This is a genomic window from Luteibacter sp. HA06 (assembly GCF_054061215.1).
Window position 1 is genome coordinate 4,657,924 of sequence record NZ_JBSSDZ010000001.1, and the last position, 25,724, is coordinate 4,683,647.

At 64.6% G+C, this 25,724-nt stretch carries 20 protein-coding genes; 10 read left to right on the forward strand and 10 right to left on the reverse strand.

The window, feature by feature from the left end; genetic code table 11:
- Window positions 1-39: 39 nt before the first annotated feature.
- Both ACVWWJ_RS21570 and ACVWWJ_RS21575 read right to left on the reverse strand, forming a co-directional pair.
- Window positions 40-219, reverse strand: a complete 180-nt coding sequence (locus ACVWWJ_RS21570) for a hypothetical protein (RefSeq protein ID WP_159889520.1) — start codon at window positions 217-219, stop codon at window positions 40-42.
- A gap of 370 nt (window positions 220-589) precedes the next feature.
- Window positions 590-1,504, reverse strand: a complete 915-nt coding sequence (locus tag ACVWWJ_RS21575) for a LysR substrate-binding domain-containing protein (protein WP_456969420.1) — start codon at window positions 1,502-1,504, stop codon at window positions 590-592.
- Between the two features lie 119 nt (window positions 1,505-1,623).
- On the opposite strand from ACVWWJ_RS21575, the gene ACVWWJ_RS21580 reads away from it, so the two are divergent.
- The 3 genes from ACVWWJ_RS21580 to ACVWWJ_RS21590 all read left to right on the forward strand — a co-directional run bounded on the left by ACVWWJ_RS21580 (window position 1,624) and on the right by ACVWWJ_RS21590 (window position 4,252).
- A complete protein-coding gene (locus tag ACVWWJ_RS21580; protein WP_456969421.1) occupies window positions 1,624-1,827 on the forward strand; it encodes a hypothetical protein in 204 nt (67 codons plus the stop codon).
- Window positions 1,828-1,891: 64 nt separating this feature from the next.
- Complete coding sequence (locus ACVWWJ_RS21585; protein ID WP_456969422.1) at window positions 1,892-2,842, forward strand: aldo/keto reductase; 951 nt, start codon at window positions 1,892-1,894, stop codon at window positions 2,840-2,842.
- A 171-nt stretch (window positions 2,843-3,013) separates the two neighbouring features.
- On the forward strand, window positions 3,014-4,252 hold the full coding sequence (locus tag ACVWWJ_RS21590) for an SGNH/GDSL hydrolase family protein (RefSeq protein WP_456969423.1): 1,239 nt from the start codon (window positions 3,014-3,016) through the stop codon (window positions 4,250-4,252).
- Window positions 4,253-4,356: 104 nt separating this feature from the next.
- On the opposite strand, the gene ACVWWJ_RS21595 is transcribed toward ACVWWJ_RS21590, so the two are convergent.
- The 4 genes from ACVWWJ_RS21595 to ACVWWJ_RS21610 form a co-directional block, all read right to left on the reverse strand.
- On the reverse strand, window positions 4,357-6,594 hold the full coding sequence (locus tag ACVWWJ_RS21595; RefSeq protein ID WP_456969424.1) for an NADP-dependent isocitrate dehydrogenase: 2,238 nt from the start codon (window positions 6,592-6,594) through the stop codon (window positions 4,357-4,359).
- A 166-nt stretch (window positions 6,595-6,760) separates the two neighbouring features.
- Window positions 6,761-9,880, reverse strand: a complete 3,120-nt coding sequence (locus ACVWWJ_RS21600; protein WP_159889530.1) for an efflux RND transporter permease subunit — start codon at window positions 9,878-9,880, stop codon at window positions 6,761-6,763.
- 136 nt (window positions 9,881-10,016) lie between these two features.
- On the reverse strand, window positions 10,017-13,256 hold the full coding sequence (locus ACVWWJ_RS21605) for an efflux RND transporter permease subunit (protein WP_159889532.1): 3,240 nt from the start codon (window positions 13,254-13,256) through the stop codon (window positions 10,017-10,019).
- A 74-nt stretch (window positions 13,257-13,330) separates the two neighbouring features.
- Complete coding sequence (locus tag ACVWWJ_RS21610; protein WP_159889534.1) at window positions 13,331-14,587, reverse strand: efflux RND transporter periplasmic adaptor subunit; 1,257 nt, start codon at window positions 14,585-14,587, stop codon at window positions 13,331-13,333.
- A 383-nt stretch (window positions 14,588-14,970) separates the two neighbouring features.
- On the opposite strand from ACVWWJ_RS21610, the gene ACVWWJ_RS21615 reads away from it, so the two are divergent.
- Window positions 14,971-15,453 (forward strand): c-type cytochrome, encoded by a 483-nt coding sequence (locus ACVWWJ_RS21615; protein WP_159889576.1) that lies wholly within the window; start codon window positions 14,971-14,973, stop codon window positions 15,451-15,453.
- Between the two features lie 73 nt (window positions 15,454-15,526).
- On the opposite strand, the gene ACVWWJ_RS21620 is transcribed toward ACVWWJ_RS21615, so the two are convergent.
- The gene (locus ACVWWJ_RS21620; RefSeq protein WP_456969425.1) at window positions 15,527-16,153 is read right to left on the reverse strand and encodes an acyl carrier protein phosphodiesterase; all 627 of its coding nucleotides are present in this window, start codon (window positions 16,151-16,153) and stop codon (window positions 15,527-15,529) included.
- A gap of 21 nt (window positions 16,154-16,174) precedes the next feature.
- On the opposite strand from ACVWWJ_RS21620, the gene ACVWWJ_RS21625 reads away from it, so the two are divergent.
- The 4 genes from ACVWWJ_RS21625 to ACVWWJ_RS21640 all read left to right on the forward strand — a co-directional run bounded on the left by ACVWWJ_RS21625 (window position 16,175) and on the right by ACVWWJ_RS21640 (window position 19,292).
- Window positions 16,175-16,873, forward strand: coding sequence for an alpha/beta hydrolase (locus ACVWWJ_RS21625; RefSeq protein WP_456969426.1), 699 nt, complete (start codon window positions 16,175-16,177; stop codon window positions 16,871-16,873).
- The gene (zapE, locus tag ACVWWJ_RS21630; RefSeq protein WP_456969427.1) at window positions 16,870-17,982 is read left to right on the forward strand and encodes a cell division protein ZapE; all 1,113 of its coding nucleotides are present in this window, start codon (window positions 16,870-16,872) and stop codon (window positions 17,980-17,982) included. The genes ACVWWJ_RS21625 and zapE overlap by 4 nt, the downstream gene beginning before the upstream one ends.
- Window positions 17,983-18,072: 90 nt before the next feature.
- Window positions 18,073-18,513 carry a hypothetical protein gene (locus ACVWWJ_RS21635; protein WP_159889540.1) on the forward strand — a complete coding sequence of 147 codons (441 nt, stop codon included), beginning with the start codon at window positions 18,073-18,075 and terminating at the stop codon, window positions 18,511-18,513.
- The gene (locus tag ACVWWJ_RS21640; RefSeq protein ID WP_456969428.1) at window positions 18,477-19,292 is read left to right on the forward strand and encodes an N-acetylmuramoyl-L-alanine amidase; all 816 of its coding nucleotides are present in this window, start codon (window positions 18,477-18,479) and stop codon (window positions 19,290-19,292) included. The genes ACVWWJ_RS21635 and ACVWWJ_RS21640 overlap by 37 nt, the downstream gene beginning before the upstream one ends.
- Here ACVWWJ_RS21640 and ltaE read toward each other — a convergent pair.
- The gene (gene ltaE / locus ACVWWJ_RS21645) at window positions 19,286-20,299 is read right to left on the reverse strand and encodes a low-specificity L-threonine aldolase (protein WP_456969429.1); all 1,014 of its coding nucleotides are present in this window, start codon (window positions 20,297-20,299) and stop codon (window positions 19,286-19,288) included. The genes ACVWWJ_RS21640 and ltaE overlap by 7 nt on opposite strands.
- A gap of 116 nt (window positions 20,300-20,415) precedes the next feature.
- On the opposite strand from ltaE, the gene ACVWWJ_RS21650 reads away from it, so the two are divergent.
- On the forward strand, window positions 20,416-20,940 hold the full coding sequence (locus ACVWWJ_RS21650; RefSeq protein ID WP_159889544.1) for a gluconokinase: 525 nt from the start codon (window positions 20,416-20,418) through the stop codon (window positions 20,938-20,940).
- A gap of 13 nt (window positions 20,941-20,953) precedes the next feature.
- Here the strand turns inward: ACVWWJ_RS21650 and ACVWWJ_RS21655 are convergent, their stop codons facing one another.
- A complete protein-coding gene (locus ACVWWJ_RS21655) occupies window positions 20,954-21,721 on the reverse strand; it encodes an AraC family transcriptional regulator (protein WP_456969430.1) in 768 nt (255 codons plus the stop codon).
- 93 nt (window positions 21,722-21,814) lie between these two features.
- Here ACVWWJ_RS21655 and ACVWWJ_RS21660 point away from each other — a divergent pair, with 93 nt between their 5' ends.
- The gene (locus ACVWWJ_RS21660; RefSeq protein WP_159889548.1) at window positions 21,815-23,026 is read left to right on the forward strand and encodes an MFS transporter; all 1,212 of its coding nucleotides are present in this window, start codon (window positions 21,815-21,817) and stop codon (window positions 23,024-23,026) included.
- Window positions 23,027-23,178: 152 nt separating this feature from the next.
- On the opposite strand, the gene ACVWWJ_RS21665 is transcribed toward ACVWWJ_RS21660, so the two are convergent.
- A complete protein-coding gene (locus ACVWWJ_RS21665; protein WP_456969431.1) occupies window positions 23,179-25,638 on the reverse strand; it encodes a membrane-bound PQQ-dependent dehydrogenase, glucose/quinate/shikimate family in 2,460 nt (819 codons plus the stop codon).
- Window positions 25,639-25,724: the final 86 nt, after the last annotated feature.

The following is a 25,724-nucleotide window of genomic DNA, read 5'->3' on the forward strand; positions in this document are numbered from 1 at the left end:
CGGACGGCGAAAGCCGCGCCGTAGAGTCTATGTCGCTGTTCATGCCTGCGGCAGTTTGCCGTCAGCCCGTTTCAAATTGCTTTCAGTAGCGTCGAGCGAGCGCGGAACGGTGATCGTGCGCTTGGCCGGGGAGGCCTCGTTGGCACGACGACGGGCGAGAGCGAAAGCGAGACGGCGGCCGAACATGCGCGGACCGGTCTTTTCGAGCTGGATGTACATGGCTCAATCCTCAGATAACGGAAGCTCGCGAGCTTCCGACGAGGAGAGCCGGACTTTCCCTAGCGGAGGAAAGCGCCGACAGACCGGGTACGGTCGCCGCGGGCGATGAGTTTTGCCAGCGCCGGGCTCCGATGCGAGCGGAAGCCGGCGCGTCGACTAGGGTAGACGTCCATATGCCTGGATAAGCTAAAAGGGGTGCCACCGCACGAGAAGTGCTGAGCGGTAGCCCGGGAATTGTCGCGCCGCAGCGAGGATCGGTCAAGCACCAAGCGCGCTTTTTGTGGGAGCCGCTTCAGCGGCGATAACCAGGTTGCCTCAGCCCCAATCGCCGATGAATCGGCTCCCACAGGAATCGTCTCCTGCAGGAGGATCAGGGAATCTCCGCGGCAGGCCGGCCGTCGGTAATGCCGGCTTCGTATTCGGCGGCCTCACCCATCAGCCAGTCACGGAAGCGAGTCACACCGCTGTGGGACTCTGACCGCTTCGGGTAAACCAGGTAATACGCCTCGGCCACCCGCAACCGCTCCTTGCACAGCACGGTGAGCGCCCCACACTCGATCAGCGAACGCGCCATGACCAGCCGCCCCAGCGCGACGCCCATGCCTTCCAGGACGGCCCGCTGCAGGTGCTCGGTATTGTCGAAGCGGGCGACGTAGCGCGAGGGCAGCGGCATGCCGAAGGCCTCGGCCCAGTCGTTCCAGCGGCCCGACGGGTCACCGAGCAGGGGCCAGCCTTCCAGAGACGTGGTGGGCAGGCCACCCATCTTTCGCACCAGCGACGGGCTGGCGATGGGCACGATGTACTCGGCGAACAACTTGTCGGCCTTGGTCCGTGGCCACGAGCCGAGGCCATAGCGGAAGGCGACATCGATCGTCGGTTCACGATCGAAATCGACGACCGATACCGACGAGGACAGGCTGAGCTCGAGTTCCGGATGCGCGCCGACGAGGCGCGGCAGGCGTGGCACCAACCAGCTCGATGCGACCGAGGGCAATACGCTGAGGGTGACGGTGTCCTGATGTCGGCTCGCGTAGCGATTGAGCGCGTGCTCGATGCCATCGAAGTGATGACCGATCGAATCGAGCAGGTTGTTGCCGTCGGCCGTGAGCGTGACGCCACGGGGACCGCGATCGAACAGCGAGCGATCGAGCCGCTCTTCGAGGTTGCGGATCTGGTGGCTGAGCGCACTCACCGTGAGGTTGAGCTGCTCCGCGGCAAGCGACAGCTTGCCCGTGCGGGCGACCAGAACGAACCCCTGTAGCTGACCGAGCGGCAGACGAGACATGTGAAAAATCCTCAAGTCCAAGTTGCAAACATATCGCTTTTTGGCGGCCTGCGGAACGGGCACCCTTAACTTCACCGATAGTCGCAAGGGGTTGCGACTCGACCCGCAAGGAGTACGTCATGGCTTCGATCTTTACCGGCCTCGCCTTCATGCACGGGCACATTGTCGACCGCGAACTCATCTTCCGGCTGGGTCGTGAGGAAGTGCCTGTGGATAGCGGCGCGGGCTCCATCCAGCCAGCGGTGGCCCCTCGCAACGCCGAACGTAAGTCGGCTCGCGATGTCACACCCCGCACGACCTGCGCATCCTGCGCACCCTGCTGACGGATACATCGCCTGAACTTCGCGTGCGTCAAAATGGGGGTTTCCGCCCTCATCGGAGAGACGCATGACACTTCGCCCCCTCGGCCGTTCGTCGTTGCAGGTTGCCCCGCTCGCGTTTGGCGGCAACGTTTTTGGCTGGAGCGTAGACGAGCCCCGCTCGTTCGACCTCCTCGACGCTTTCGTCGACCACGGTTTCAACCTCATCGACACGGCCGACGTGTACGAGGCCTGGGTGCCGGGTAACGAAGGTGGCGAGTCCGAAACCATCATCGGCAACTGGCTGAAGAAGAGCGGCAAGCGCGATCGCGTCGTCATCGCCACCAAGGTCGGCAAGTGGGCCCGCTACCCGGGGCTTGCGCCGACCAACATCAAGGAAGCGGTCGAGGATTCGCTGCGCCGTCTGAAAACCGATCACATCGACCTCTACCAGTCTCACGAAGACGACGCGAAAGTGCCGCTGGAAGAAACGTTGCGCGCCTTCGACGACCTGGTGAAGGCGGGCAAGGTGCGAGTGATCGGTGCCTCCAACTACAGTACCAATCGCCTCGCCGATGCGCTCACCACGAGTGCCTCGAAAGGGCTGTCTCGCTACGAGTCGCTTCAGCCGGAATACAACCTGATGGACCGCGCCGGCTTTGAAGAAGGCCTGCAGCCACTCTGTGTGAATGAGCAGGTTGGCGTCATCAGCTATTACTCGCTGGCCAGCGGCTTCCTCAGCGGCAAGTATCGCAGCGAAGCAGACCTGCACAAGAGCAACGCACGCGGCGGCGCGGTTAAAAAATACCTCAACGAACGCGGTTACCGTGTACTGGAGGCATTGGATCAGGTCGCGTCCTCGCACCAGGCGACGACGGCACAAGTGGCATTGGCATGGGTGATCGCCCAGCCAGCGATTTCCGCTGCCATCGCCAGCGCGACGACCGTGGAGCAACTCGCCGACCTGGCGAAGGCGGCCACGCTCTCGCTGTCGAACGACGAGCTCGCCTCGCTACGCAAAGCCAGCGGCCCCGCGTAACTTTCCGGATGTGCCGTCGGTTCCGAGCCTAATGTACTCAGTTGACGGCTGAGCGTATCGAGGGTCATTGGCGAGCCACTGTGTAGGTAGGCGCCGGCATCCGGTGGCGACGGCGAAGAGGAGGATGGCCCTGCCGGCTTTTTGCCGGCGCCCATTCCTAAGGAGTTCCCTATGTCCAAGAACGGACACCGCGCGCTTTTCGCCGCCTTCGCCAGCGTCAGCGTTGCCATCTGTGCGCCAACTTCAGCCGCTGGCCAGGCGCCTGCGACACGGACACAAGCCTCGACGACCGCCGACGTTCGCTGCCACTTCACTTTCAAGGCGGATCCGCTGGGCACGAAGACCGCCTACGTCGAAGCGGGGGTCGAGCTCAAGGGGTACTGGCATTCGGCGAGCGTCCTGAAATCGCGCAGCATGTTTTTCACCAGGGCTTCCCCCGCTGACGTCCGAACCGCCTGTTCAAAGCGGATCGCCCGCATACCGGAGGCCGGCGGGTTGGCCATGATCAGTGCGGCCAGTAGCCCGGTAGGCAACAACTACGAGATCTGGCACAACGGCGATCAAGCGAAAGGTAAGCCCATCGAGCGCATCGTGTCGTTCGGCGACAGCCTGAGCGATTCGCGCAACATGCATAACGAGTCCCAGTGGTTGCTTCCAAGCGCATCGTGGTATGTGGGCCGCTTCAGCAACGGTCCGACCTGGGTCGAACATCTCGCGACACGCACGGGCCTTACGCTCAACAACTGGGCGGTGGGCGGCGCGCAGACCAGGAACGCTCGCGGCGGTCTCATCCATGGCGTTGGCAAACAGATCGACGGCTTCTTCAACTATATGGAACATGCCGAGGGCTACGACCCATCACGCACCCTGTTCACCTTCATGATCGGCGGAAACGACTTCGTCAACGACACGAAGGCACCGGCGCAGATCGTCTTCGACCAGGAAAAGGCGCTCGAGAAACTCGTGGCAGGCGGCGCGCGCCGGATACTGATCGTGAATCTTCCGGATATGTCCGTGGCGCCGGTATTCACCATGAAAGGCGGTCGCACCGACGCGGACGAGATCCTGGACAAGGTCGACTATTACAACGCGCGCATCAACGACGTGGCTGCCCGTGTAGCGGCACGCACCAAGGGTACCGAGATTTACGTCGCCGACGCCCGTCGGAGATTCGACGCCGTCGTCTCCATGCCTGCGAAGTTCGGCTTCACGAACTCGAACGAATCGTGCCTGCAGATCGACTCGGCCGGCTCGCTGAGCTATCTGAAGTCGCAGAAGCCGCGAGCCGGTTGCCAGGACCCGGCGAAGTACGTCTTCTGGGACACGTTGCACCCCACCACGCGCGTCCATGACCTGATGGCGCAGTGGGCGATCGAGGCGACCCCAGTGACCTGGGGCCTCCGCAAGTAAGCGCTAGCCCGATGTGGGAGCCGCTTCAGCGGCGATAGCCAGGTTGCCCTGAACCCATCGCCGGCGGAGCCGGCTCCCACACAGAGCCCACCACACCGACCGGATTAGCGCGAGGCGAGCAGGGTCGCGATGGCCTTGTTGAACGTGGCACTCGGACGCATGGCAGCGCTGACCAGGGCCATGTCGGGGTGGTAATAACCCTTGATCTCGACGGGCTTGCCCTGGGCACCGTTGAGTTCGCCGATGATGGTGTCCTCGTTTTCGGCCAGCTCCTTCGCCACGGCCGTGAACCGTGCCTTCAGGTCGGCATCGTCATCCTGCGCGGCCAGTGCCTCGGCCCAGTACATCGCCAGGTAGAAGTGGCTGCCGCGGTTGTCGATCTCGCCGACCTTGCGTGCCGGCGACTTATTGCTGTCGAGGAAGCGGCCGTTGGCGACGTCCAATGTCTTGGCGAGCACGCGGGCATGCTTGTTGTCGTAACGCTCACCCAGATGCTCGAGCGACGCCGCTAGCGCGAGGAACTCGCCGAGCGAATCCCAGCGCAGGTAGTCTTCTTCGACGAACTGCTGGACGTGCTTCGGTGCCGAACCACCCGCGCCGGTTTCGAACAGGCCGCCACCGGCCATGAGCGGCACGACGGAAAGCATCTTCGCCGACGTGCCCAGCTCCATGATCGGGAACAGGTCGGTCAGGTAATCGCGCAGCACGTTGCCGGTCACCGAGATGGTGTCTTCACCCTTGCGGATGCGGTCCAGCGAGAGCTTCGTGGCGGCGACGGGATCGAGGATGCGGATGTCGAGGCCGCTGGTGTCGTGATCTTTCAGGTAGCGCTCGACCTTGGCGATCACCTGCGCGTCGTGCGCGCGATGCTTGTCCAGCCAGAAGACGGCCGGTGTGGCCGACAGGCGCGCACGCTGCACGGCGAGCTTCACCCAGTCCTGGATCGGCGCATCCTTGGTCTGGCACATGCGCCAGATGTCGCCAGCTTCCACGGCATGCTCGAACACGATGCTGCCATCGTCGGCCAGCACGCGAACCGTGCCGTCGGCCGGAATCTGGAAGGTCTTGTCGTGCGAGCCGTATTCTTCAGCCTTCTGCGCCATCAGGCCGACGTTGGGCACGCTACCCATGGTCGCCGGATCGAACGCGCCGTGCGCGATGCAATCCTCGATCACCGCCTGGTAGACACCAGCGTACGAACGATCCGGAATCACGGCCTTGGCGTCCTGCAGCTTGCCTTCGCCGTTCCACATGCCGCCGGAGTCGCGAATCATCGCAGGCATGGAGGCGTCGACGATGACGTCGCTGGGCACGTGCAGGTTGGTGATGCCCTTGTCGGAATTGACCATGGCCAGCGCGGGACGATGCGCGTACTCGGCCGTGAGGTCAGCTTCGATCTCGGCGCGCTTCGCGGCGTCGAGCTTGTCCAGCCGCGCGTAGAGGTCGCCGATGCCGTTGTTGGCATCGAAACCCACCTGCTTGAGCGCGTCGGCATGCTTGCCGAGCACGTCCTTGTAGAACTCGCGCACGACGATGCCGAACATGATGGGGTCCGAGACCTTCATCATGGTCGCCTTCAGGTGCAGCGAGAACAGCACATTCTTAGCCCTCGCATCGGCGATCTGTGCGTCGATGAAGCTGGCAAGGGCCTTTCTGCTCATCACGGCCGCGTCGACGATCTCGCCGGCCTTGACGGCCACCTTGTCCTTGAGGACCTTCACGCTGCCATCGGCAGCAGTGAACTCGATCCGCAGGTTGCCTGCCGTACCGAGCGTGGCGGACTTTTCGCTACCGTAGAAGTCGCCGCCGTCCATGTGCGACACATGCGACTTCGACTCGCTGGACCACTTGCCCATGCGGTGCGGATGCTTGCGTGCGAAGTTCTTCACCGAGAGCGGCGCGCGCCGATCCGAATTACCTTCACGCAGCACGGGGTTCACGGCGCTGCCCATGGCCTTGCCATAGCGCGCGTTGGTGTCTTTCTGCTCGTCGGTGGCCGGGGCGTCAACGTAGTCGGGCAGCTTATAGCCCTGCGACTGCAGCTCGCGGATCGCGGCCTTCATCTGCGGCACGGAGGCGCTGATGTTCGGCAGCTTGATGATGTTGGCGTCCGGCGTGGTCGCCAGGGCGCCGAGCTCGGCCAGGTGGTCGCCGATCTTCTGCGCATCGGTGAGGTAATCGGGAAACTGGGAGAGGATGCGCCCGGCGAGCGAGATATCGCGCGTCTCGACAGCCACGCCGGCGGTACCAGCGAAGGCTTCGATGATCGGCAGGAAGGAGGCGGTGGCGAGGAACGGCGCTTCGTCGGTGAGCGTGTAGATGATCTTGGGGGAACTGGACATGATTCGGCGAGCCTTATGCTTGAGTGGGCCAGGTCATGGGGCCCGCCGGCGCAAGCCTCAAGGGCGCGCCGGCGAACGGGAAACCGGTCCATTGTGGCGCGACCGCCCCGAACGGGAAAGCCGCCCCGCAGCAATGCTGTTATGCCGGCTGGGAACAGGGCCTCGATCAGGAGGCCCTGGCGAGGAGGCGGCGCTCGCGGCGGCGGGCCTTGCGCGCCTTCCAGCGCTCGGAGAGGCAGGCGAAGATGACGTAAAGCGCTGGCGTGGAGAGCAGGGTCAGGCTCTGCGAGATGATCAGGCCGCCGATCATGGCGATACCCAGGGGGCGACGCAGTTCGGAGCCTTCGCCCAGGCCGATCGCCAACGGCAGCGCGGCAAGGATCGCCACCATGGTCGTCATCATGATCGGACGGAAACGAACCAGGCAGGCTTCGCGGATCGCTTCCTTCGAACTCAGGTGATGCTCGCGCTCGGCGACCAGCGCGAAGTCGATCATCATGATCGCGTTCTTCTTCACGATGCCGATGAGCAGCACCAGCGCGATCATCGCCACCACGGATAGCTCCGTGTCGGTGATCACCAGCGCGGCCAGCGCGCCGACACCGGCGGCCGGCAGCGTGGAAAGAATCGTCACCGGGTGGATCAGGCTCTCATACAGCATGCCCATCAGCAGGTACACGACGATGATCGCCGCCAGGATCAGCAGCGGCATGTCGCTCTGCGATTGCTGGAAGCGCCGGAAGTCGCTGCCCGCGTCGAGACGGATGTCACCGGGCATGCGCATCCCGTTGATCGTCTTCTGGATGATCTCCATCGCTTCGCCCATGCTCACGCCGGGTGCCAGATTGAAGCTCACGCCCATGCTCGTGTATTGGTCTTCGTGAACGATCTGGGTGGGCGCGAGACCAGGCACCTGCTTGGTCACCGCGGACATCGGCACCATGGCGCCGGAATCGGCCTTCACGTAAATCTGGTTCAACGACTCCGGCGTGGCCGCCATCTGCGGCAAGGCATTGACGATGACGCGGTACTGGTTGATATCCGAGTAGATCGTGGAAACCGCGCGCTGGCCGAAGGCGTTGTACAACGCGCCATCGATATTGCCGATGGAAACGCCGAGGCGTCCCGCCGTGTCGCGATCGATCACGATGTTCTGTCGCAGGCCGGCGGCATCGATATCGCTGCCGACGTCCTTGAGCATCTTGTTCTTCTTCAGCGAATCGACCAGCTTTGGCAGCCACTCCTGCAGCTCGGCCACATCGTTGCCCTTGAGCGACACCGAGTACTGGCCACCCTGCGAGGTACCGCCGCCACCGCCGGTGGGAAGGTCCTGGATGGGACGCAGGCGCAGGTTGAGATCGGGATACTTGTTGGCCTTGGCCGAGATGCGATCGAGCGCGTCGAAGGTCGTATCCTCGCGACCATCCGCCACGGTCTTCAGCTCGATATTGAACGAGCCGGTCGAGCCCGTACGGCTGGTGCCCAGGCGCGAACCGACCGACTTCACGTCCGGATCGGCGAGCAGCATCTCGGTGAGGCGCGACTGGCGTGACTTCATTTCGCCGAACGAAACCGTGGAACTGGCCGTGGCACGTGCGGCCATCAGGCCGGTGTCCTGCGGCGGGAAGAAACCGCCCTTGACCATACCGGCGAGCACAAAGGTGATGCCCACCAGCACCAGTGGTGTCAGCGCCATCAACAGCGCGTGCCGCAGTGACCAGTCCAGCGCGCGGCGATAAACCCCGACCAGCCGGTCCTGCCCGCGTTCCAGGGCGCGACCAAGCCGCGACTCCGGCTTGTCGTTCTTGTGCGCCGTGAGGAAATGACCGCAAAGCGAAGGCGTCAGCGTCAGCGAAACCAGCGCCGACACGACGATCGCAGCGACCAGGGTAACGGTGAACTCCTTGAAGAACATGCCGGTGATGCCACCAGCAAACAGCAAGGGAATGAATACCGCGATGAGCGATGCCGTGATCGAGACGATGGTGAAGCCGATCTCCCGCGCGCCGAGCAAGGCGGCTTCGAACCGGGAAATGCCTTCATCCATGTGCCGGATGACGTTCTCGATGACGACGATGGCGTCGTCCACCACGAAGCCGATGGCAATGACCAGGGCCAGCAGCGTCAGGTTGTTGAGGGTGTATCCGAAGCAGTACATGACCACGAACGCCCCCGCCAACGAAAGCGGCACGGCGAGGCCGGCGATCAGCGTGGGCGCGAGACGACGCAGGAACAGCGCCATCGTCATGATCACCATGCCGAGGCTGATCAGGAGGGTCGCCTGCACTTCATGCAGCGATGCGCGAATGGTCGGGGTGCCATCGAAGAACGAATGCAGTTTGACGCCAGCCGGCAACCAGGCCTGCATGGTCGGAATCTGCGCCTTGATGCGGTCCACCGTCTCGATGACGTTCGCGTCCGACTTACGGAACACGTACATCAGGATGCCGGGCTTACCATTGAACCACGCGGCCTGGTAGGCATCCTGCTGGCCGTCGTACACATGCGCGATATCGGACAGGCGGATAGGCACGCTGTTCTTGACCGCGATCACCAGCTTGCCGAACTCTTCGGCCGTATGCAGCGAATCGGTCGCGGTCACGGCGATATTGCTGTAACCGTCGGTGAGAAAGCCTTGCGGCGAGGTGACGTTTGCAGCCGTGAGTGCGTTGCGCAACTGGTCGGGCGAGAGCCCCATGGCGTTCAGAGCGCGCAGGTTCACGTCCACGCGAATGGCTGGCGTGGCGCTGCCGGCGATGTCGACCGAGGCAATGCCTTCCTGCTGGCGCAGCCGCTGCGCGAGAATCGAGTCGGCGACGTTGTAGAGCTCGGTCGGCGCGACCGTGTCCGAGGTAAGCGCCAGCACGATCACCGGATCGTCGTTGGGGTTGGCCTTCTGGTACGACGGCGCGTTGAGCAGGCCCGCGGGAAGATCCGGCTGCGCCGCATTGATCGCCGACTGCACGTCGCGCGCGGCGGCGTCGATGTTGGTGCCGTTCTGGAAGAACAACAGCACGAAGGTGCTGCCTTCGGAACTGTTCGAACGCATGGATTCCACGCCGGGCACCTGGCCCAGGTGGCGCTCCAGCGGAGCGGCCACGGTCGAGGCCATGGTGCTCGCGTCGGCACCGGACTGCTGCGCCTGGACGAAGATCGCGGGGAACTGGATATTCGGCAGCGCGGCGACGCCGAGCAGCGAATAACAGATCATGCCGACGACGAAGAGACCGATGGCGAGCAGCGACGTGCCGATGGGTCGACGGATGAACGGACCGGAAATATTCATGCGGTGGGACGGCTTGTCTCGTGCTGGATCGCGCGGGTCATCCCTGCTCTAACGCGTATCCCGGAAAAAGGTTTCGCCGGGCGGCGAACCGTCCGGCGAATGAGGGTGGTGCGGTCTCCCCCGGCGACGCTCCCCATCAGGAGGCGGGCCGGGCTTCGGCTTGAAGTAGCTCTCGTCGCGCCTTGCGCTCGGCGAGCCAGTCGGAGAATCGCTCCATGTAGAGGTAGATCACCGGCGTGGTGTAAAGCGTGACCAGCTGCGAGAGCAGCAGGCCGCCGACGATGGACACACCCAGCGGCTTGCGCAGCTCCGAACCGATGCCGGTGCCCAGTGCCAGCGGCAAGGCGCCGAGCAACGCGGCCGCCGTGGTCATCATGATCGGCCGGAAGCGCAGCAGGCACGCGCGGCGGATGGCGTCCTGTGCGTTCAGGCCAGTGCGTTTCGCCTCGATCGCGAAGTCGATCATCATGATCGCGTTCTTCTTCACGATACCGATCAGCAGCACGATACCGACGATGCCATCCACCGACAGGGTCATGCCGCACAGCAGCAGGGCAAGCAGCGCGCCGACACCCGCGGGCGGCAGCGTGGAGATGATCGTCAGCGGATGGATATAGCTCTCGTAGAGCACGCCCAGCACGATGTAGATGACGATGATCGAGGCCAGCAGCAGGAGCACTTCGTCGCCGACGGACGAGGAGAACTCCGCCGCCTTGCCGATGAACTGGCCACGTACCTGCGGCGGGAAGTTGAGCTGCTGCTCCACCTCATGAATGGCCGTGACCGCTTCGGACAACGACTCGCCCTGGGCCAGGTTGAACGAGATCGTGACCGCCGGCAGCTGCTGCAGATGGGTCACCACCAGGGGCGCGCTGGTAACGACGGAACTCGCCAGCGCCGTGATCGGAATCGTGCCACCGCCGCCGACCTGGAAGCCGACGTTACCGGTGTTGCCGATACCGGCCGGCGTGGCGGAGTTGCTCGAGGCCAGCTGGCCGAAGCTGGTCGCGTTGGAGCCGGTGAGCGCGCCGTTGCCGTTACCACGAACCGTCAGCTTGTTCAGCAGGTCGGAGCTGGTGCGGAATTCCGGCGAGACTTCCATCACCACGCGGTACTGGTTCAACTGCGTGAAGATGGTCGAGATCTGGCGCTGGCCGAACGCGTCATACAATGTGTCGTCGATGGTCTGCACCGGCACGCCGAGGCGGCTGGCACTGTCACGATCGATCGTCAGTTTGAGCGCCGTGCCCTGGTCGGCCAGGTTGTTGTCGACGTCCGACAACTCCTTGCGCTTACGCAGGGCGGACGTCATCTGCTTGGCGTAACCGGCGAGCTCGGTCGAGTTCACGTCGGAGAGCGAGTACTGGTACTCGGTCGCGGATACCTGGGTATCCAGCGTGACGTCCTGCACCGGCTTCAGGTAAAGCGCGACGCCTGCGATGTTCTCGACGGTCTTCTGCAGGCGCGGCAGCAGTTCGTCGAGGGCAGCGCGGTCGCCGCGATCCTTCAGCACCAGAGACAACTGGCCCTGGTTGAGCGTGGGATTGATCGAGCCCGCGCCGATGAAGGCGGCGACGCCGGCGACGGCGGGATCCCTTCCCAGCGCATCGGCCACGGCCTTGGTGCGCTGTTCCATCTGCGGGAAGGCGACGTTCTGGTCGGCCTGGACCACTGCGGTGATCAGGCCGGTGTCCTGCTCGGGCAACAGGCCCTTCGGAATGATGATGTAGAGCACGACCGTCAACGCCACGGTGAGCGCGGCGACGACCATGGTCAGCGGACGGTGATCGAGCACCCAGTCGAGGCTGCTGCCGTAGCCGTCCACGATGCGCGACCAGGCGTTGTGCTTGCCAGAGGCGGCAGCATGCTCGTGCGCGTCTTCCGCGTCGGGCAGTTCGTCCGCCTTGAGCAGATAGGCGCACATCATCGGGGTAAGCGTCAGCGAGACCAGCATGGAAATGGCGACGGCGATCGTCAGCACCCAGGCGAACTCGTGGAACAGGCGGCCAGTGACGCCGGGCATCAGCAGCAGCGGCAGGAACACGGCGATCAGCGAGACGGTCAGCGACAGGACGGTGAAGCCGATCTCCTTCGCGCCGATTTCCGCGGCGGTCTTGGCATCGTGACCCTGCTCGATGTAGCGGACGATGTTCTCGATCATCACGATCGCATCGTCGACGACGAAGCCCGTGGCCACCGCGAGCGCCATCAGCGAGAGGTTGTCCAGCGACATGCCGGCGAAGGCCATGACGCCGAAGGTGCCCACCAGCGACAGCGGTACCGCGACCGACGGGATCACCGTGGCCCACAGGCGGCGCAGGAAGACGAAGATCACCGCGACGACGAGGAAGATCGTGAGGATCAGGGTGAACTGGACGTCCTCGACCGAGGCACGAATCGTGATGGTCCGGTCGGAGAACACCTTCAGGTGGACATCGGCCGGGAGCACCTTCTGCAGGTCGGGAATGGTCTGCCGGATCTGCTGCACCGTCTGCACGATGTTCGCGCCGGGCTGGCGGCGGATATCGAGCAGCACGGCCGGCTTGCCGTTGGCCCACGCCGCGAGCTGGTCGTTCTCGACGCCGTCGATCACGTTGGCTACATCGGAAAGACGCACGGGTGCGCCGTTCTTGTAGGCAATGATGGTGCCCTTGTACTCGGCGGCATCGGCCAGCTGGTCGTTGGTGCCGATGCTGTAGGACTGGGTCTTGCCGTTAAGCGTGCCCTTGGGTGCGTTGACGTTGGCCTGCGTGAGCGAGCTGCGCACGTCTTCCATGGTCAGGCCGAGGTTGGCCAGCTGCGCGGGGTTGATCTGGATGCGCACGGCCGGACGCACGTTGCCGGCGATGGAGACCAGGCCCACGCCCTGCACCTGCGCCAGCTTCTGCGCGATGATCGAGTCGGCGAAGTTGTTCACGTCGCGCAGCGGCAGGCTGTCCGAGGTGAGCATCAGGGTCATGATCGGCGCATCGGCCGGATTCACGCGGTTGTACACGGGCGGGTAAGGCAGGTTGTTCGGCAGCGTGCCACGCGCCTGGTTGATCGCCGCCTGTACGTCCTGCGCCGCGATATCGATATCGCGATCCATGGCGAACTGCAGCACGATCGTCGACAGGCCGGCGGACGAATCCGAGCTCATCGAGGTCAGGCCGGAAATCTGGCCGAAGTTACGCTCGAGCGGCGTCGTCACCAGGGCAGCCATCGTGGTTGCGCTGGCACCCGGGTACTGCGTGGTCACGACCATGCTCGGCGCACTGATCTCCGGCAGTGCCGACACCGGCAGCTGGCGGTAGCCGAGGATGCCGAGCAACAGCACCGCCACCATCAGCAGCGAGGTCGCGATCGGTCGGCGAATGAAGAGTGTCGAAAAACCCACGTTTGTGTCCTGGTGTCGGGACCTTGCGGTCCGTGGGCGACGCGTCCGTCATGGACGCGCCGCGCGCTGCTTGATCAACCGCCGCGCTTGGCGCCCGAGCGACCCTGCTTACCGGTCGTCTTCGACTTCTGCAGTTCTTCGGCGGTGGGAGCCTCCGGCACCTGGCCCGGCGCCAGCGGCTGGATCTTCGAACCCGGCTTCAGGCGGAACTGGCCTTCGGTGACCACCTTGTCGCCCACCTTCACGCCCTTGCTGAGCATGACGTGGCTGTCGCCGACTTCAGTCGCGGTTTCCACCGTCTGCATCTTGACCGTGTTGTCGCCCTGCACGAGGTACACGTAGTCGCCGTCCGGACCGCGCTGCACCGCCTGGGCGGGCACCACGAGGCCGTTCTTCACCGTGCGCACCCTCAGCTGCACGTTGACGAACTGACCGGGCCATAGCTGGGTCTTCTCGTTATCGAACAGCGAGCGCAGGCGGAAGGTGCCGGTGCTGGTGTCGATGGTGTTGTCGAGGACGTCCAGGTGGCCCGTGGCGATGGCGTGCGAGTCGACGCGGTCGAGTGCGGAGACTTCCAGCGCGGAGAGCGAGCCGTCGGTGGTTGAACCGCGGACGAGGTCCAGGTTCTTCTCAGGCAGGTAGAACATGACGTAGATCGGGTGCAGCTCGGTCAGCGTGACGATGGCATCCGTGGTGGCCACGATGTTGCCCGCATCCACCGAGCGGATGCCGGCGAGGCCGTCGATCGGCGCGATGACCTTGGTGAAGCCCAGCTGCACCTGCGCCGCGCGGATCGCGGCCTGGTCGGCGTTAGCGGTCGCCACGGCCTGGTCGAGGCTGTTCTTCAGGTTGTCCAGGTCCTGCTTGGACACGTACTGCTGGCCACCCTTGCTGACGAGGTTCGTCGAACGGTCGAGGTTGTTCTTCGCCGTGGCCGCGAGCGCCTGGTCCTGCTTGAGCTTGGCAACGGACTGGTCGTACTGGGACTGGATCGTGCGGGGATCGATCTCCGCGATGACGTCGCCCTTCTTCACTTCCTGGCCTTCCTGGAAGTTCAGCTTCATCAGCTGGCCGCCCACCTGCGGGCGCACGGTGACCGTGTTGCGCGCCTGCACCGTGCCGAGTGCCGTGAGGTAGACCGGCACATCCTGGCTGGCCACCGGGACGACCGTGACCGGCACCGGCGGTTGATCCTTGCCCTGCCCTTCACCGTTGGCCTGCGCGCCTTCGGCGGCATCAGCCCCCTTGGCGTGGTGGCTCCTGACGATGAAGAAGCCCGCGACCAGCACGACAACAATGACGGCCAGCGCGATTTTCCAGAAACGCGACATGTAAAACTCCCAAGATGAATAACCGCTCGAAGGCACCGCTCCGACCGGGCGCGCCGTGCGCCAAGGGGGTTATACCCCCCGGAGGTTAAGGATCGACGGCGCCAATGTTAGGTGTTGGGGAACGGAATTGAACAATGCCGGTTGACATGGGTACCCCATGACTGACGGCATGTTTACCCTGTTCCCCATGAACCGTTCCAGCGCCGGTCTCAAGACCGCTGACTCAGGCAAGGGTTCCGTTATACTCGCCCGGTTCGACGCCGCATCGCGGCCGCAGGCACGCCGGATCCCGGGGAGGGGGAAGGCACACCCAAATTCAGTGGAGTCAATGCGTGAGCGGTTCTCCGAGCAAGTCCGACCAGAACTTCCTGCGTCAGTTCTCAATGCTGAGCGCCGGCCTGAGCGTCCTGACCGTCCTGTTGATGGTGTTGGCATACTTCATTTACAGCCACATCCCCAAGGACCAGGACCCCGCCGTCGCCAAACGGACCGAGGCCCGGATCGCCCCCGTCGGCGGTGTTTATGCCGGTGACACGGGCCGTGCGGCCATGCTGGCCGCCCAGGAAGCCGCCACCAAGCTCGCCGCCTCGCAGGTCGCCTACGGCGGCAGCACGGACGGCAAGACCGTCTACGACAACCTCTGCCACAGCTGCCACACGGCTGGCGTGGCCGGCGCGCCGAAGCTCGGCGACAAATCCGCATGGAGCGCCCGTATCGCCGAGGGCATCGCCACGCTGACCAAGCACGCCATCGAGGGCTACAAGGGCCCGGACGGCAACCAGATGCCGGCCAAGGGCGGCAATCCCTCCCTGACCGACGAGCAGGTCGGCAATACGGTGAAGTGGATGGTCGAGCAGGCGAAGTAAGTCTGGACTGATCCGCTCACCGATGAAACGCCGCCTCCGGGCGGCGTTTTTTATGGCTCTCTGTGGGAGCCGGCTACGCCGGCGATGGGGTTGAGGCAGCCTGGCTATCGCCGCTGAAGCGGCTCCCACACCACTCGCGGGCGAAATCCCTCAACTGCGGGAAGAACCTCTCGAAGGTGCCGCGAAGCATCGTGTCCTCCGATAGCAGTAGCGGCATGGCCTCAGCCACCGGGTTGGCGCGCGACAGGCGTTGAGAGATGCCACGCAGAGCCTTGCCGATCGCCTCAGGCTCGATATAGCCGGCCGGCAGGTCGTTGGCGTCCATGTAACCCAGGAAGCGCTTGAGCGAGTCAGGAAGGATCGGCGTCGCCGCGTGCATCTCGACGCGCAACGCGGTCGAGAACTCGTCGAGGGGACGACCAGACCACTTCGTGAAATCCCTTGCCAGGCAATGGTCGAACCACATGTCCAGCAGGATGCCGGCGTAGCGGCGGAACGGAGCCGGCAGGCGCTCGCGGGCGGCACGGACGTCATCGTGGCTGTCGGTGAAAACGTCGATCGCCCGGTGTAGGTAAATTCCATCGCGCACCCTGGGCGGAAGGGCAAGGTCGGGCGTGCCGCGGACGAAGTCGCCCATCACGCCACCCAACCGCAGGGCCGCGTCGTCGCCCGCCAGCAGGGCGTGGGCCAGGACATTCACGGGGCGGGTATCATTAACGGCATGAGCGAACATCTATCTGAAGCGCCGGAGCATTTTCCGGACGAGACCGCCAGCTTCGCGCTCGCGGGCCCCGCGGGCAAGCTGGAATGCGAAGCCCGCGCCGCCGCCCCCGATGTCGCCCGTCACGCCATCGCCGTGATCTGCCATCCGTTGTCCACCGACGGCGGCAGCATGCGCAACAAGGTGGTGACCATGATCGAGCGCTCGCTGCGCGAGGCCGGCGTCGATACGGTCATCTTCAACTTTCGCAGCGTTGGCGGCTCCGAAGGCACCTTCGACAGCGGCAACGGTGAAAGCGACGACCTCGCCGCCGTCGTCGCCTGGGCGAGCAAGACGCGCCCAGGCGCAGCGCTCTGGCTGGCCGGCTTCTCGTTCGGTAGTTACGTGACCTTGCGCAATGCGGTGAGCCTTCGTGCCGACGCACTGATCAGCATCGCGCCGCCCGCCGCCGGCCGTGGCTGGGACTTCGGCCCCCTCGAACTGCCGACCTGCCCCTGGCTGGTCGTCATGGGCGACGCGGACGAAATCGTCGAGCCGCAGGCCGTCTACGACTGGATCGACAGCCTGCCCGAGAGCAAGCGTCCCCAGCTGGTCCGCATGGAAGACACCAGCCACTTCTTCCATCGCCGCCTGATGGACCTGCGCGGCGCGATCAAGAACGCGGTGAAGGGCTGGCTGCCGGGACCGCGCGCGGCATGAACTGTGCGGAATCGACACCGGGCGAACGCTACCGGGACGGCATCGCCGGGCACCGCTGGGAATCCGATCCCGCCCAATTGCCTGTCATCGCGGAGTTCGACCGCCTCCATGCGGCGTTGTGCGCGCCGGAACCTGCCACCGGCGGTCTCTTCGGCCGCCTGCGCAACATGCTGGGCAGCGAGCCGCGCAAGGCCGTCCGCGGTCTATACCTGTGGGGCAGCGTCGGCCGCGGTAAGACCTTCCTGATGGACCTGTTCGTGTCGAGCCTCGCGCCGGGACTGGCGCTGCGTCGCCACTTCCATCGCTTCATGCTCGAAGTCCACGCCATGCTGCGCGACATGGGCGAGCGACAGAATCCGCTCGATGAAGTCGCGGAGCGGCTCGCCGCGAAGTGCCGTGTGCTCTGTCTCGACGAGTTCCTGGTTTCCGACATCGGCGACGCGATGATCCTTGCCGGCCTGCTCGACGGCCTGTTCGCCCGTGGCGTGACCCTGGTCACCACGTCGAATACGCCGCCATCGGGCCTCTACAAGGACGGCCTGCAACGTGCCCGTTTCCTGCCGGCCATCGCTGCGATCGAAGCGCAGTGCGTGGTGCACGAAATGATTTCGCCGCGTGACTGGCGGCTGCGTGCGTTGAGCCAGGCCTCGGTATACATGGTGCCGCCCGGCGCGGAAGCCGAGCGTTCGCTCGCGCGCATCTTCACCGGCCAGGCCCAGGGCGAGACGCTGGATGGCGGTTCGATCGTTTTGAACAACCGTGAGATACCCGTGCGCAAGCGCGCCGAGAACATCGCCTGGTTCGATTTCACCGCGCTATGCGAAGGGCCGCGCGCCGTCGCCGATTACATCGAGCTGGCGCGGACGTTCCCCGCAATCATCATTTCCAACGTGCCACAGTTCACCGTCTACTCCGAGAACGAGGCCAAGCGTTTCGTGCTGCTGGTCGACGAATTTTACGACCGCCACGTCAAGCTCGTGCTTTCCGCCGCCGCGCCGATCACCGAACTGTATGACGGCAGCAAGGTGCGCGCCGAATTCGGGCGCACTGAATCGCGCTTGATCGAGATGCAGAGTGAGGACTACCTTGGTCGTGACCATAAGCCCTGATTCTGCGCGGACGCGAACGTCTATTCGCATGCGGCACACCACCTTCATGCTTTACGGGCGGGTCTCCCGCGCCACCTGACGAGGACAGCCATGGAACATTGCGAACTGGTTCCCGGTCGCGGCATCCGCCGCGATAGCACCGATATCTTCTTCGGCATGCCACGCAAGAAGCTTCGCGACGCGCTCGGCTGGAAGGCCGGCGGCGAGAACATGTGGGACGACGAAGACGAGTACAGCTCACCTGAAGGCAACGACTGGCTGCGCCTGCGTTTCCTCGACGACAAGCTCTGCGACATCGAAGTCATGGGCGGCCATCTCATTCATGAGGGCATCGAGCTCGTCGCCACCGACCTCCCGGCCCTGCGCGCCGCACTGAAAAAATCTGGCATGGCGCTGGAGAAAACACAGTGGCTGTCCGAAGGACACGACTGCGTCGATCTTCAGATCGTCGTCGCTTCTCGCGAAGACGCTGGCGACGTCGGTGACGAGATCGAATGGGTGATCACCAGCTGCGACTTCCGCGTCGAATGACGCTCCGGGCCGCCACCGCCGCCATGGGTCTACACCGTGCGGCGGCCGGCCTTTTCCTGTTGTTCCTGGTCGGTTGCGCCAGCACGCCGACGGCCGCACCGCAGCGCAGCGCCCTCGCCCACTGGACCCCCTCGCCGAACTTCAATGTCCGCAAGGCACAGCTGATCGTTCTGCACCATACGTCCATCGGCGATCCCGCGGCGGCGCTTCGCGTCCTCAGTACGCGAAACAGCGAGGGCCCGGTCAGCGCGCATTATCTGGTTGAGGCAGACGGCCGCATCGACCAGCTCGTCGACGACAACGCCCGTGCGTGGCATGCCGGCGCCTCGCGCTGGGCAGGCATGACCGATATCAATTCATCGTCCATCGGCATCGAGATCGACAACGATGGCAACTCGCCCTTCACCCAGCCGCAGATCCAGGCACTGGTGAACCTGCTGGCCGACCTTACCTCGCGACTGGGTATTCCGCGCGACGCGGTGGTCGGCCACGGCGACATCGCACCCGGACGCAAGAACGACCCCAGCGTGCAGTTTCCGTGGGCAACGCTGGCTCGGTATGGTTTCGGCTTGTGGCCAGACGCGGTCCTCATACCCGCGCCGCCGAACTTCGACAGCCTGGCAGCCATGCGCCTTGTCGGTTACGACGTTAGCAACCCGCGTAACGCGATCATCGCCTTTCATCGGCATTACCGCGCGATGGAAACCGACACGCTCGACGCGACGGATGCCGCCATTCTTTACTCGTTGCAGCGCAAGCTGATGGCGCCGCGTCAGTAAGCGAACGACGCAAACGCGGCTATCGTCCGCTCGACGGCGGCATCGTCGATATCCAGGTGCGTAACCAGCCGGATCGACGGCAAATAGCCGATGCTCAGGCGCACGCTGGCCTTCGACATGTGTGCGGCCAGATCCTTCAGGCGTGATGCCGGCACATCGAGGAAAACCATGTTGGTGTGGCAGGCCGTGACGTTGAGGCCATCGACGCGGCGCAGGCCCTCGGCGAGACGGCTTGCGCGAGCGTGATCGTCGGCGAGTCGTTCCACGTGGTTGTCCAGCGCATGCATCGCCGCGGCGGCGAGCATGCCGGCCTGGCGCCAGCCGCCGCCAGTAACTTTCTTCCAGCGACGCGCGCGCTCGATCAGCGCGGTGTCGCCAAGCAACACCGAACCCACCGGTGCACCCAGACCCTTCGACAGGCAGACCGAGACACTATCAAAGCCTGCGGCGACATCGCGTGCCGGCCGTCCATAGGCGACGGCGGCGTTGTAGATGCGGGCGCCGTCGAGATGCAAACCAAGGCCGCGACGCGTCGCCAGTTCACGGGCCTTTGCCATGTAACCGAATTCGAGCGTGCGGCCGTGCCAGGTGTTTTCCAGCGCGAGTAGCCGCGAGCGGGCGAAGTGCGGATCGACCGGCTTGATCGCCGCCTCGACCTTGTCCAGCGGCAGGCTGCCATCGGCGTCCTGCTGAATGGGCTGTGGCTGGATGGAGCCCAGGACGGCAGCACCGCCGCCTTCGAAGCGATACGTATGGGCATCGGCACCGACGATGTATTCGTCGCCGCGTTCGCAATGCGCCATCAGGGCGATCAGGTTGCTCTGCGTCCCCGTGGGAACGAAGAGTGCGGCCGCGAAACCGAGGTCGCCGGCGAGACGTTCCTGCAACGCGTTGACGGTCGGGTCTTCCCCATAGACGTCATCGCCGACCGGGGCGCGCAGCATCGCTTCGCGCATGGCGTCGGTGGGCCGGGTGACGGTGTCGCTGCGGAGGTCGATCGTGTCCATGGGGTGACTGTCGTTGGGGACCAGCGTCGGATAGTACGCCACGCCATGTGGGACACACTTTAAATCCCTCCTACACTTCACGATTCCTCGGCCCGATTCGAGGCATGCTTGGCGTCATGATCACTATCGTCATGGGCGTTTCCGGCAGCGGCAAGAGCACGATCGGCGAAGGCCTGGCAGTCCGCCTGGGCCAGCCTTTTATCGACGGCGACAGCCTGCATCCCACGGCCAACCGCGAGAAAATGGCGCACGGCATCCCCTTGGACGATGCCGACCGGCAGCCATGGCTGGAGGCAATCGTGGCCGAGATGGACAGGCATCGCGAGCGCGGCGAGTCGCTGGTGCTGGCGTGCTCGGCGTTGAAGCGGCGTTATCGTGATTTCCTGCGAGGGGGATACGACGATGTTCGATTCGTTTACCTGCACGCCTCGCGCGATCTTCTCGCCGAGCGCCTTGGCCATCGCAACGGACACTTCTTCGACCCACGTCTTCTCGACAGCCAGCTAGCGACGCTGGAGGAACCATCGACGGACGAGGCGCTTCGCGTCGACGTGGGCCCTGCGCCGGCCGAGGCCATCGAGTGCATCATCCGGGCGAATTGCCCGCACGCTGCGATCGATACGAAGACGGCTGACGGCTGATGCGCGGGACGTGTCAGGGTTGATAGTGGCTCGGCGATTTCCCGAGAACGCGACGAAACATGGTCGAGAAACTCGTCGGGCTTTCATAGCCCATATCCAGCGCGACCGTCGTCACGGCTTCACCGGCGGCGAGCCGCGGCAAGGCCACCAGCAGGCAGGCCTGTTGCCGCCACTGCGCGAAGCTCGTTCCCGTTTCACGGCGGAACAGCCGGGTGAAGCGGCGGCGATGCATGCCGAGGTCGGCTGCCCAGTCGTCGATGGTCTCGCTCATGCGTGGCTGCTCGAGAAAAGCGGCGCAAAGTGAGGCCAGCGGGGCCAGGGTGGGCAGCGGCAAGGCCAGCGGGATGGTCGGCGCGCGCGCGATCTCCTCCACCACCAGGGACATGAGAAGGCCGTCGCGGCCGTCCTGGTCGTACTCGCGCGGCACATCCACCGCCGCGACCAACAGGGCACGTAGCAGGGGTGCTACCGCAAGCACGCGGCAGTGATCGCCGAGTGCGCCGCTCGCCGCCTGCTCGATGTAGACGCTCCGGGTACTCACGCTACCGACCATGCGCACCGAGTGCGGCGTGCCACCGGGAATCCAGACGGCACGCTCGGGCGGGGCGATCCACGCGCCCTCCGGCGTCGTCACCGCGACCGTGCCGGCAGCCGCATAGAGCAGCTGGCCGCGCCGGTGCTGGTGGGTACCCAGTTCGAAGGACGTCGGATACTCGTGGCCCCGCGACACCACGGGCCGGGGGACCGCCTCGAACGCGACGGGGTCGTACTTCGCACTCATTGTCCCGATCTCCAATGTGCGTGACCCATATCCTAGCGCGGGACGGAGACAGACGTGGTCTCATAGTGCTCCCCGATCCCCCAGGACGACCCCATGCAAGCGCCAGCCAGCGTGACGGTGGACACACCGCGCGCGGACCCGACTGTTTTCGGCGTGATCTTCGCCATCAGCTTCTGCCACCTGCTCAACGACATGATGCAATCGCTGCTGCCGGCGATTTATCCGGGCCTGAAGGAAGGTTTTCACCTCGACTTCGGGCAGATCGGCCTGATCACGCTGACCTACCAGATCACCGCCTCGATCCTGCAGCCGCTGGTTGGCCTCTATGCGGACCGCCGGCCGACGCCGCTGGCCCTGCCGGGCGGCACGCTGTTCTCGCTCGCCGGCCTTCTGGTGCTATCGATCGCGCATACCTACCCGATGCTGCTGGTCGGTGCGTCGCTGCTTGGCATGGGTTCGTCGGTGTTCCATCCGGAATCCTCGCGCGTGGCGCGCATGGCCTCCGGCGGACGGCATGGCCTGGCGCAGTCGCTGTTCCAGGTCGGCGGCAACGCCGGGCAGGCGCTCGGTCCGCTCGCTGCGGCTGTCGTCGTCGTGCGCTGGGGCCAGTCGAGCCTGGCCTTCTTCGCTCTGCTGGCGTTGCTCTCCGGCGCGATCCTCTGGAACGTCGGCCAGTGGTACAAGCACCACGGCCTGCCGCGACTGAAGGCGAGCGCGGCGAAACAGCCGGCGGTGACGCACACCAGCGCCGAAGCCAAGCGCGGCATCGCCGTGCTGCTCGCGCTGATCTTCTCCAAGTATGTGTATCTGGCCAGCCTGACCAGCTACTTCACTTTCTACCTGATTCACCGTTTCAACGTATCGGTGGAGAGTGCGCAGCTGCACTTGTTCGTGTTCCTGGGTGCCGTGGCCGTGGGCACGATTCTCGGTGGCCCGGTGGGCGACCGGTTCGGGCGCAAACGAGTGATCTGGTTTTCGATCCTCGGCACCCTGCCCTTCACGCTACTGCTTCCGTACGCCAGCCTGTTCTGGACGGCTCCGCTGACCATTGCGATCGGCCTCATTCTGGCATCTGCGTTCCCGGCCATCGTGGTCTTTGCGCAGGAGCTTGTACCGGGCAAGGTCGGAATGATCTCCGGGTTGTTCTTCGGTTTCTCGTTCGGCATGGGCGGACTGGGTGCGGCCATCCTGGGTGAGCTCGCCGACCACATCGGGATCGAGGCGGTTTACCAGATATGCGCGTTCCTGCCGCTGATCGGGTTGCTGGCGGCGTTGTTGCCGAATACGGCGAAGAAATCCGATTGAAGCATCGCCGCTGAAGCGGCTCCCACAGGGGCTGATAAAGCATCGCCGCTGAAGCGGCTCCCACACTGCCGGTCGCAAGCTTTGTGTGGGAGCCGCTTCAGCGGCGATGTTTTTACGGCGTGGCCGATACTTTTGAGGCTTCGCCGCTACTCTCAGGGCTTTGGCAACGCGTAAGCAATCACCCAATCACCCTGCTTCGTACCCAGCGAACCATGCCCGCCTGCGGTCACCAGTAGATACTGGCGGCCACTGCTATCCGCATACGTCATCGGCGTGGCCTGGCCGCCCGCAGGCAGACGCGCCTCCCACAGCTTCTTGCCCGTGCGCACGTCGTAACCGCGCACGTAGTAGTCGAGCGTGCCGCTGAGGAAGGTAACGCCACCCGCGGTGGTGACCATGCCACCGAGGCTCGGCACACCGAGCGGCATCGGGATCGGCAACGGGGCGCTGTCGATGATGGTGCCGTTCTTGTGGCGCCAGAGCATCTTTCCGCTGCGCAGGTCTACACCGGCTACATAGCCCCACGGCGGTGCCTGGCACGGAATGCCCAGCGGCGAGAGGAAAGCCGACAGTTCGATGCCGTACGGAATGCCTTCGGCCTTCTTCACACCCTCGGTTTCGCTCTTCGCCGGACCGACTTCCATCTTCGCCAGCGTTTCCTTCGGAATCAGCTTCGACTGGAAGGCCATGTAGCTGGGATTGATCAGCATGAGTTGGCGGGTCGGATCGACCGACACGCCGCCCCAGTCGAACACACCGAAGTTACCCGGAAACACAAGCGAACCCTGCTCCGACGGCGGCGTGAACATGCCCTCGTAGCGCAGCGAGCGGAAGCGCACGCGGCACCACAGCTGGTCGAAGGGTGTCGTGCCCCACATGTCCTGCTCGGTCACCTGCGGCGGTGCGAAGTTGAGATCGGAAAGCGGCTGGGTCGGCGCGGTGTGGTCACCGGGCACGGCACCCTGCGGACGCGGCACTTCGTTGATCGGAACAATGGGCGTACCGTCGCGACGATCGAGCACGTAGACGCTGCCCTGCTTGGTCGAGGCCACCACGGCGGGCTTCACACCTTCGGCGGTCTGCAGGTCGACGAGCGTCGGCTGGCCACCCACGTCCATGTCCCACAGGTCGTGGTGCGTGAACTGGTAATTCCACTTCAGCTTGCCGGTCGCCACGTCGAGCGCAACCAGGCCTGCGCCGAACTTTTCCGAGGTCGGCGTACGGCCGCCGGCGAACTGGTCGGGCGTCTGGTTGCCCATGGGCAGATAGAGGATGCCGAGGTTCTCGTCGACGCTGAAGAGCGACCAGACATTCGGCGAGTTGCGCGTGTAGATGCCATCTGCAGCAATCGGGGCGGTCGCGTCGGGGTTACCCGGATCGAAGTTCCAGACCAGGTGACCGTCGTGCACGTCGTAGGCGCGGATCACGCCCGAGGGTTCGTTGGTCGATTCGTTGTCGGTGACATGACCACCGATGATGACGAGGTCTTTGGTCACGGCCGGCGGCGAGGTGGAGTAGTACCCGCCCGGTGTGAACGGACCGATGTTACCGCGCAGGTTGATCGTGCCTTTGTCGCCGAAGTCGGCGCAGGGCTGGCCGGAATCCGCATCCAGCGCGATCAGGCGCGCGTCGGCGGTCGGCAGGAACAAGCGGCGCGCGCACGTCGTCGCGACAGCGGTCGGCGGCAACGCGGCGGTGGAAGCGGCGGCAGGAACCCCGGGCGCCGTGGTCGCCGGTGCCGGAATGATCGCGGACGCGTACTTCGCGTCATCGTGATACGAAACGCCACGGCAGGTCATGTGCTCCCAGTGCTTGAAGCCCACGGGGCTCTGTATCTTCGGATCGAACTCCCAGCGCTTCTGTCCGGTCGCCGCATCGACGGCGATCACACGACTGTGCGGCGTGCACAGGTACACGGTGTCGCCGATCTTGAGCGGCGTGTTTTCGGCCGTCGTCTCGGTCGGATCGTCAGGACCGACCTTGTCGCCGGTCTCGATCTTCCATGCCACCTGGAGCTGGGCCACGTTGTCCGGGGTGATCTGCTTCAGGGGCGAGTAACGCTGGCCGTACGGCGAGCTGCCGTAGTCGGTCCAGTCGGCGTCCGCACGTGCGGCGCGGTCACCTTGCGGTCCGGACACATCGGCCATGGGCAATTCGCCCGGCAGGTCGTGATCGACATGGAACACACCGACAATGCCGACGGCAGCGACGATCAGCAGGGAAACAAACAGGAAGCCGCCGCCGGTATCGCGTGCCGTGTCGTAGTAGCGGTCACGGCTGAGTCCGCGTCGTGGCCAGGGCAGCAAAAGCCAAAGGCCCAGAACGAACCACACGTCCAGGCGGGGCAGAAGCTGCCAGAAATCCCAATGGACTTCCCATACGGACCAGGCCGCGCTACCGATGAGCATCAGCGCATAAAGGCCGACGGCCAGGCGCTGCCGCAGGAGCAGCAGGATCGCGACGACAAGCAGCACTGCGCCGGCGACCAGGTAGTAGATGGAGCCGCCGAGGTTGACGAGTCGTATGCCACCCAACAGGGTGGCCACACCGGCCAGCGCGAAAAGGAACGCCGTAAACAGCGTTGCCGGATGGAATCTTCTGACTCGTTTCACGTGGCGCCTCATCATGAGCAGTACCCCCACCCCTGTGAAACAGGGTGGTGGTCACGGCGTGAATCCGAGGTGGAGGCAAAAACTTG

Coding starts and splice junctions, on each gene's coding strand:
- ACVWWJ_RS21570 (WP_159889520.1), bottom strand. CDS start 219: ATGTACATCCAGCTCGAAAAGACCGGTCCGCGCATGTTCGGCCGCCGT.
- ACVWWJ_RS21575 (WP_456969420.1), bottom strand. CDS start 1,504: ATGTCTCGTCTGCCGCTCGGTCAGCTACAGGGGTTCGTTCTGGTCGCC.
- ACVWWJ_RS21580 (WP_456969421.1), top strand. CDS start 1,624: ATGGCTTCGATCTTTACCGGCCTCGCCTTCATGCACGGGCACATTGTC.
- ACVWWJ_RS21585 (WP_456969422.1), top strand. CDS start 1,892: ATGACACTTCGCCCCCTCGGCCGTTCGTCGTTGCAGGTTGCCCCGCTC.
- ACVWWJ_RS21590 (WP_456969423.1), top strand. CDS start 3,014: ATGTCCAAGAACGGACACCGCGCGCTTTTCGCCGCCTTCGCCAGCGTC.
- ACVWWJ_RS21595 (WP_456969424.1), bottom strand. CDS start 6,594: ATGTCCAGTTCCCCCAAGATCATCTACACGCTCACCGACGAAGCGCCG.
- ACVWWJ_RS21600 (WP_159889530.1), bottom strand. CDS start 9,880: ATGAATATTTCCGGTCCGTTCATCCGTCGACCCATCGGCACGTCGCTG.
- ACVWWJ_RS21610 (WP_159889534.1), bottom strand. CDS start 14,587: ATGTCGCGTTTCTGGAAAATCGCGCTGGCCGTCATTGTTGTCGTGCTG.
- ACVWWJ_RS21615 (WP_159889576.1), top strand. CDS start 14,971: ATGCTGAGCGCCGGCCTGAGCGTCCTGACCGTCCTGTTGATGGTGTTG.
- ACVWWJ_RS21625 (WP_456969426.1), top strand. CDS start 16,175: ATGAGCGAACATCTATCTGAAGCGCCGGAGCATTTTCCGGACGAGACC.
- zapE (WP_456969427.1), top strand. CDS start 16,870: ATGAACTGTGCGGAATCGACACCGGGCGAACGCTACCGGGACGGCATC.
- ACVWWJ_RS21635 (WP_159889540.1), top strand. CDS start 18,073: ATGGAACATTGCGAACTGGTTCCCGGTCGCGGCATCCGCCGCGATAGC.
- ACVWWJ_RS21640 (WP_456969428.1), top strand. CDS start 18,477: ATGGGTGATCACCAGCTGCGACTTCCGCGTCGAATGACGCTCCGGGCC.
- ltaE (WP_456969429.1), bottom strand. CDS start 20,299: ATGGACACGATCGACCTCCGCAGCGACACCGTCACCCGGCCCACCGAC.
- ACVWWJ_RS21650 (WP_159889544.1), top strand. CDS start 20,416: ATGATCACTATCGTCATGGGCGTTTCCGGCAGCGGCAAGAGCACGATC.
- ACVWWJ_RS21655 (WP_456969430.1), bottom strand. CDS start 21,721: ATGAGTGCGAAGTACGACCCCGTCGCGTTCGAGGCGGTCCCCCGGCCC.
- ACVWWJ_RS21660 (WP_159889548.1), top strand. CDS start 21,815: ATGCAAGCGCCAGCCAGCGTGACGGTGGACACACCGCGCGCGGACCCG.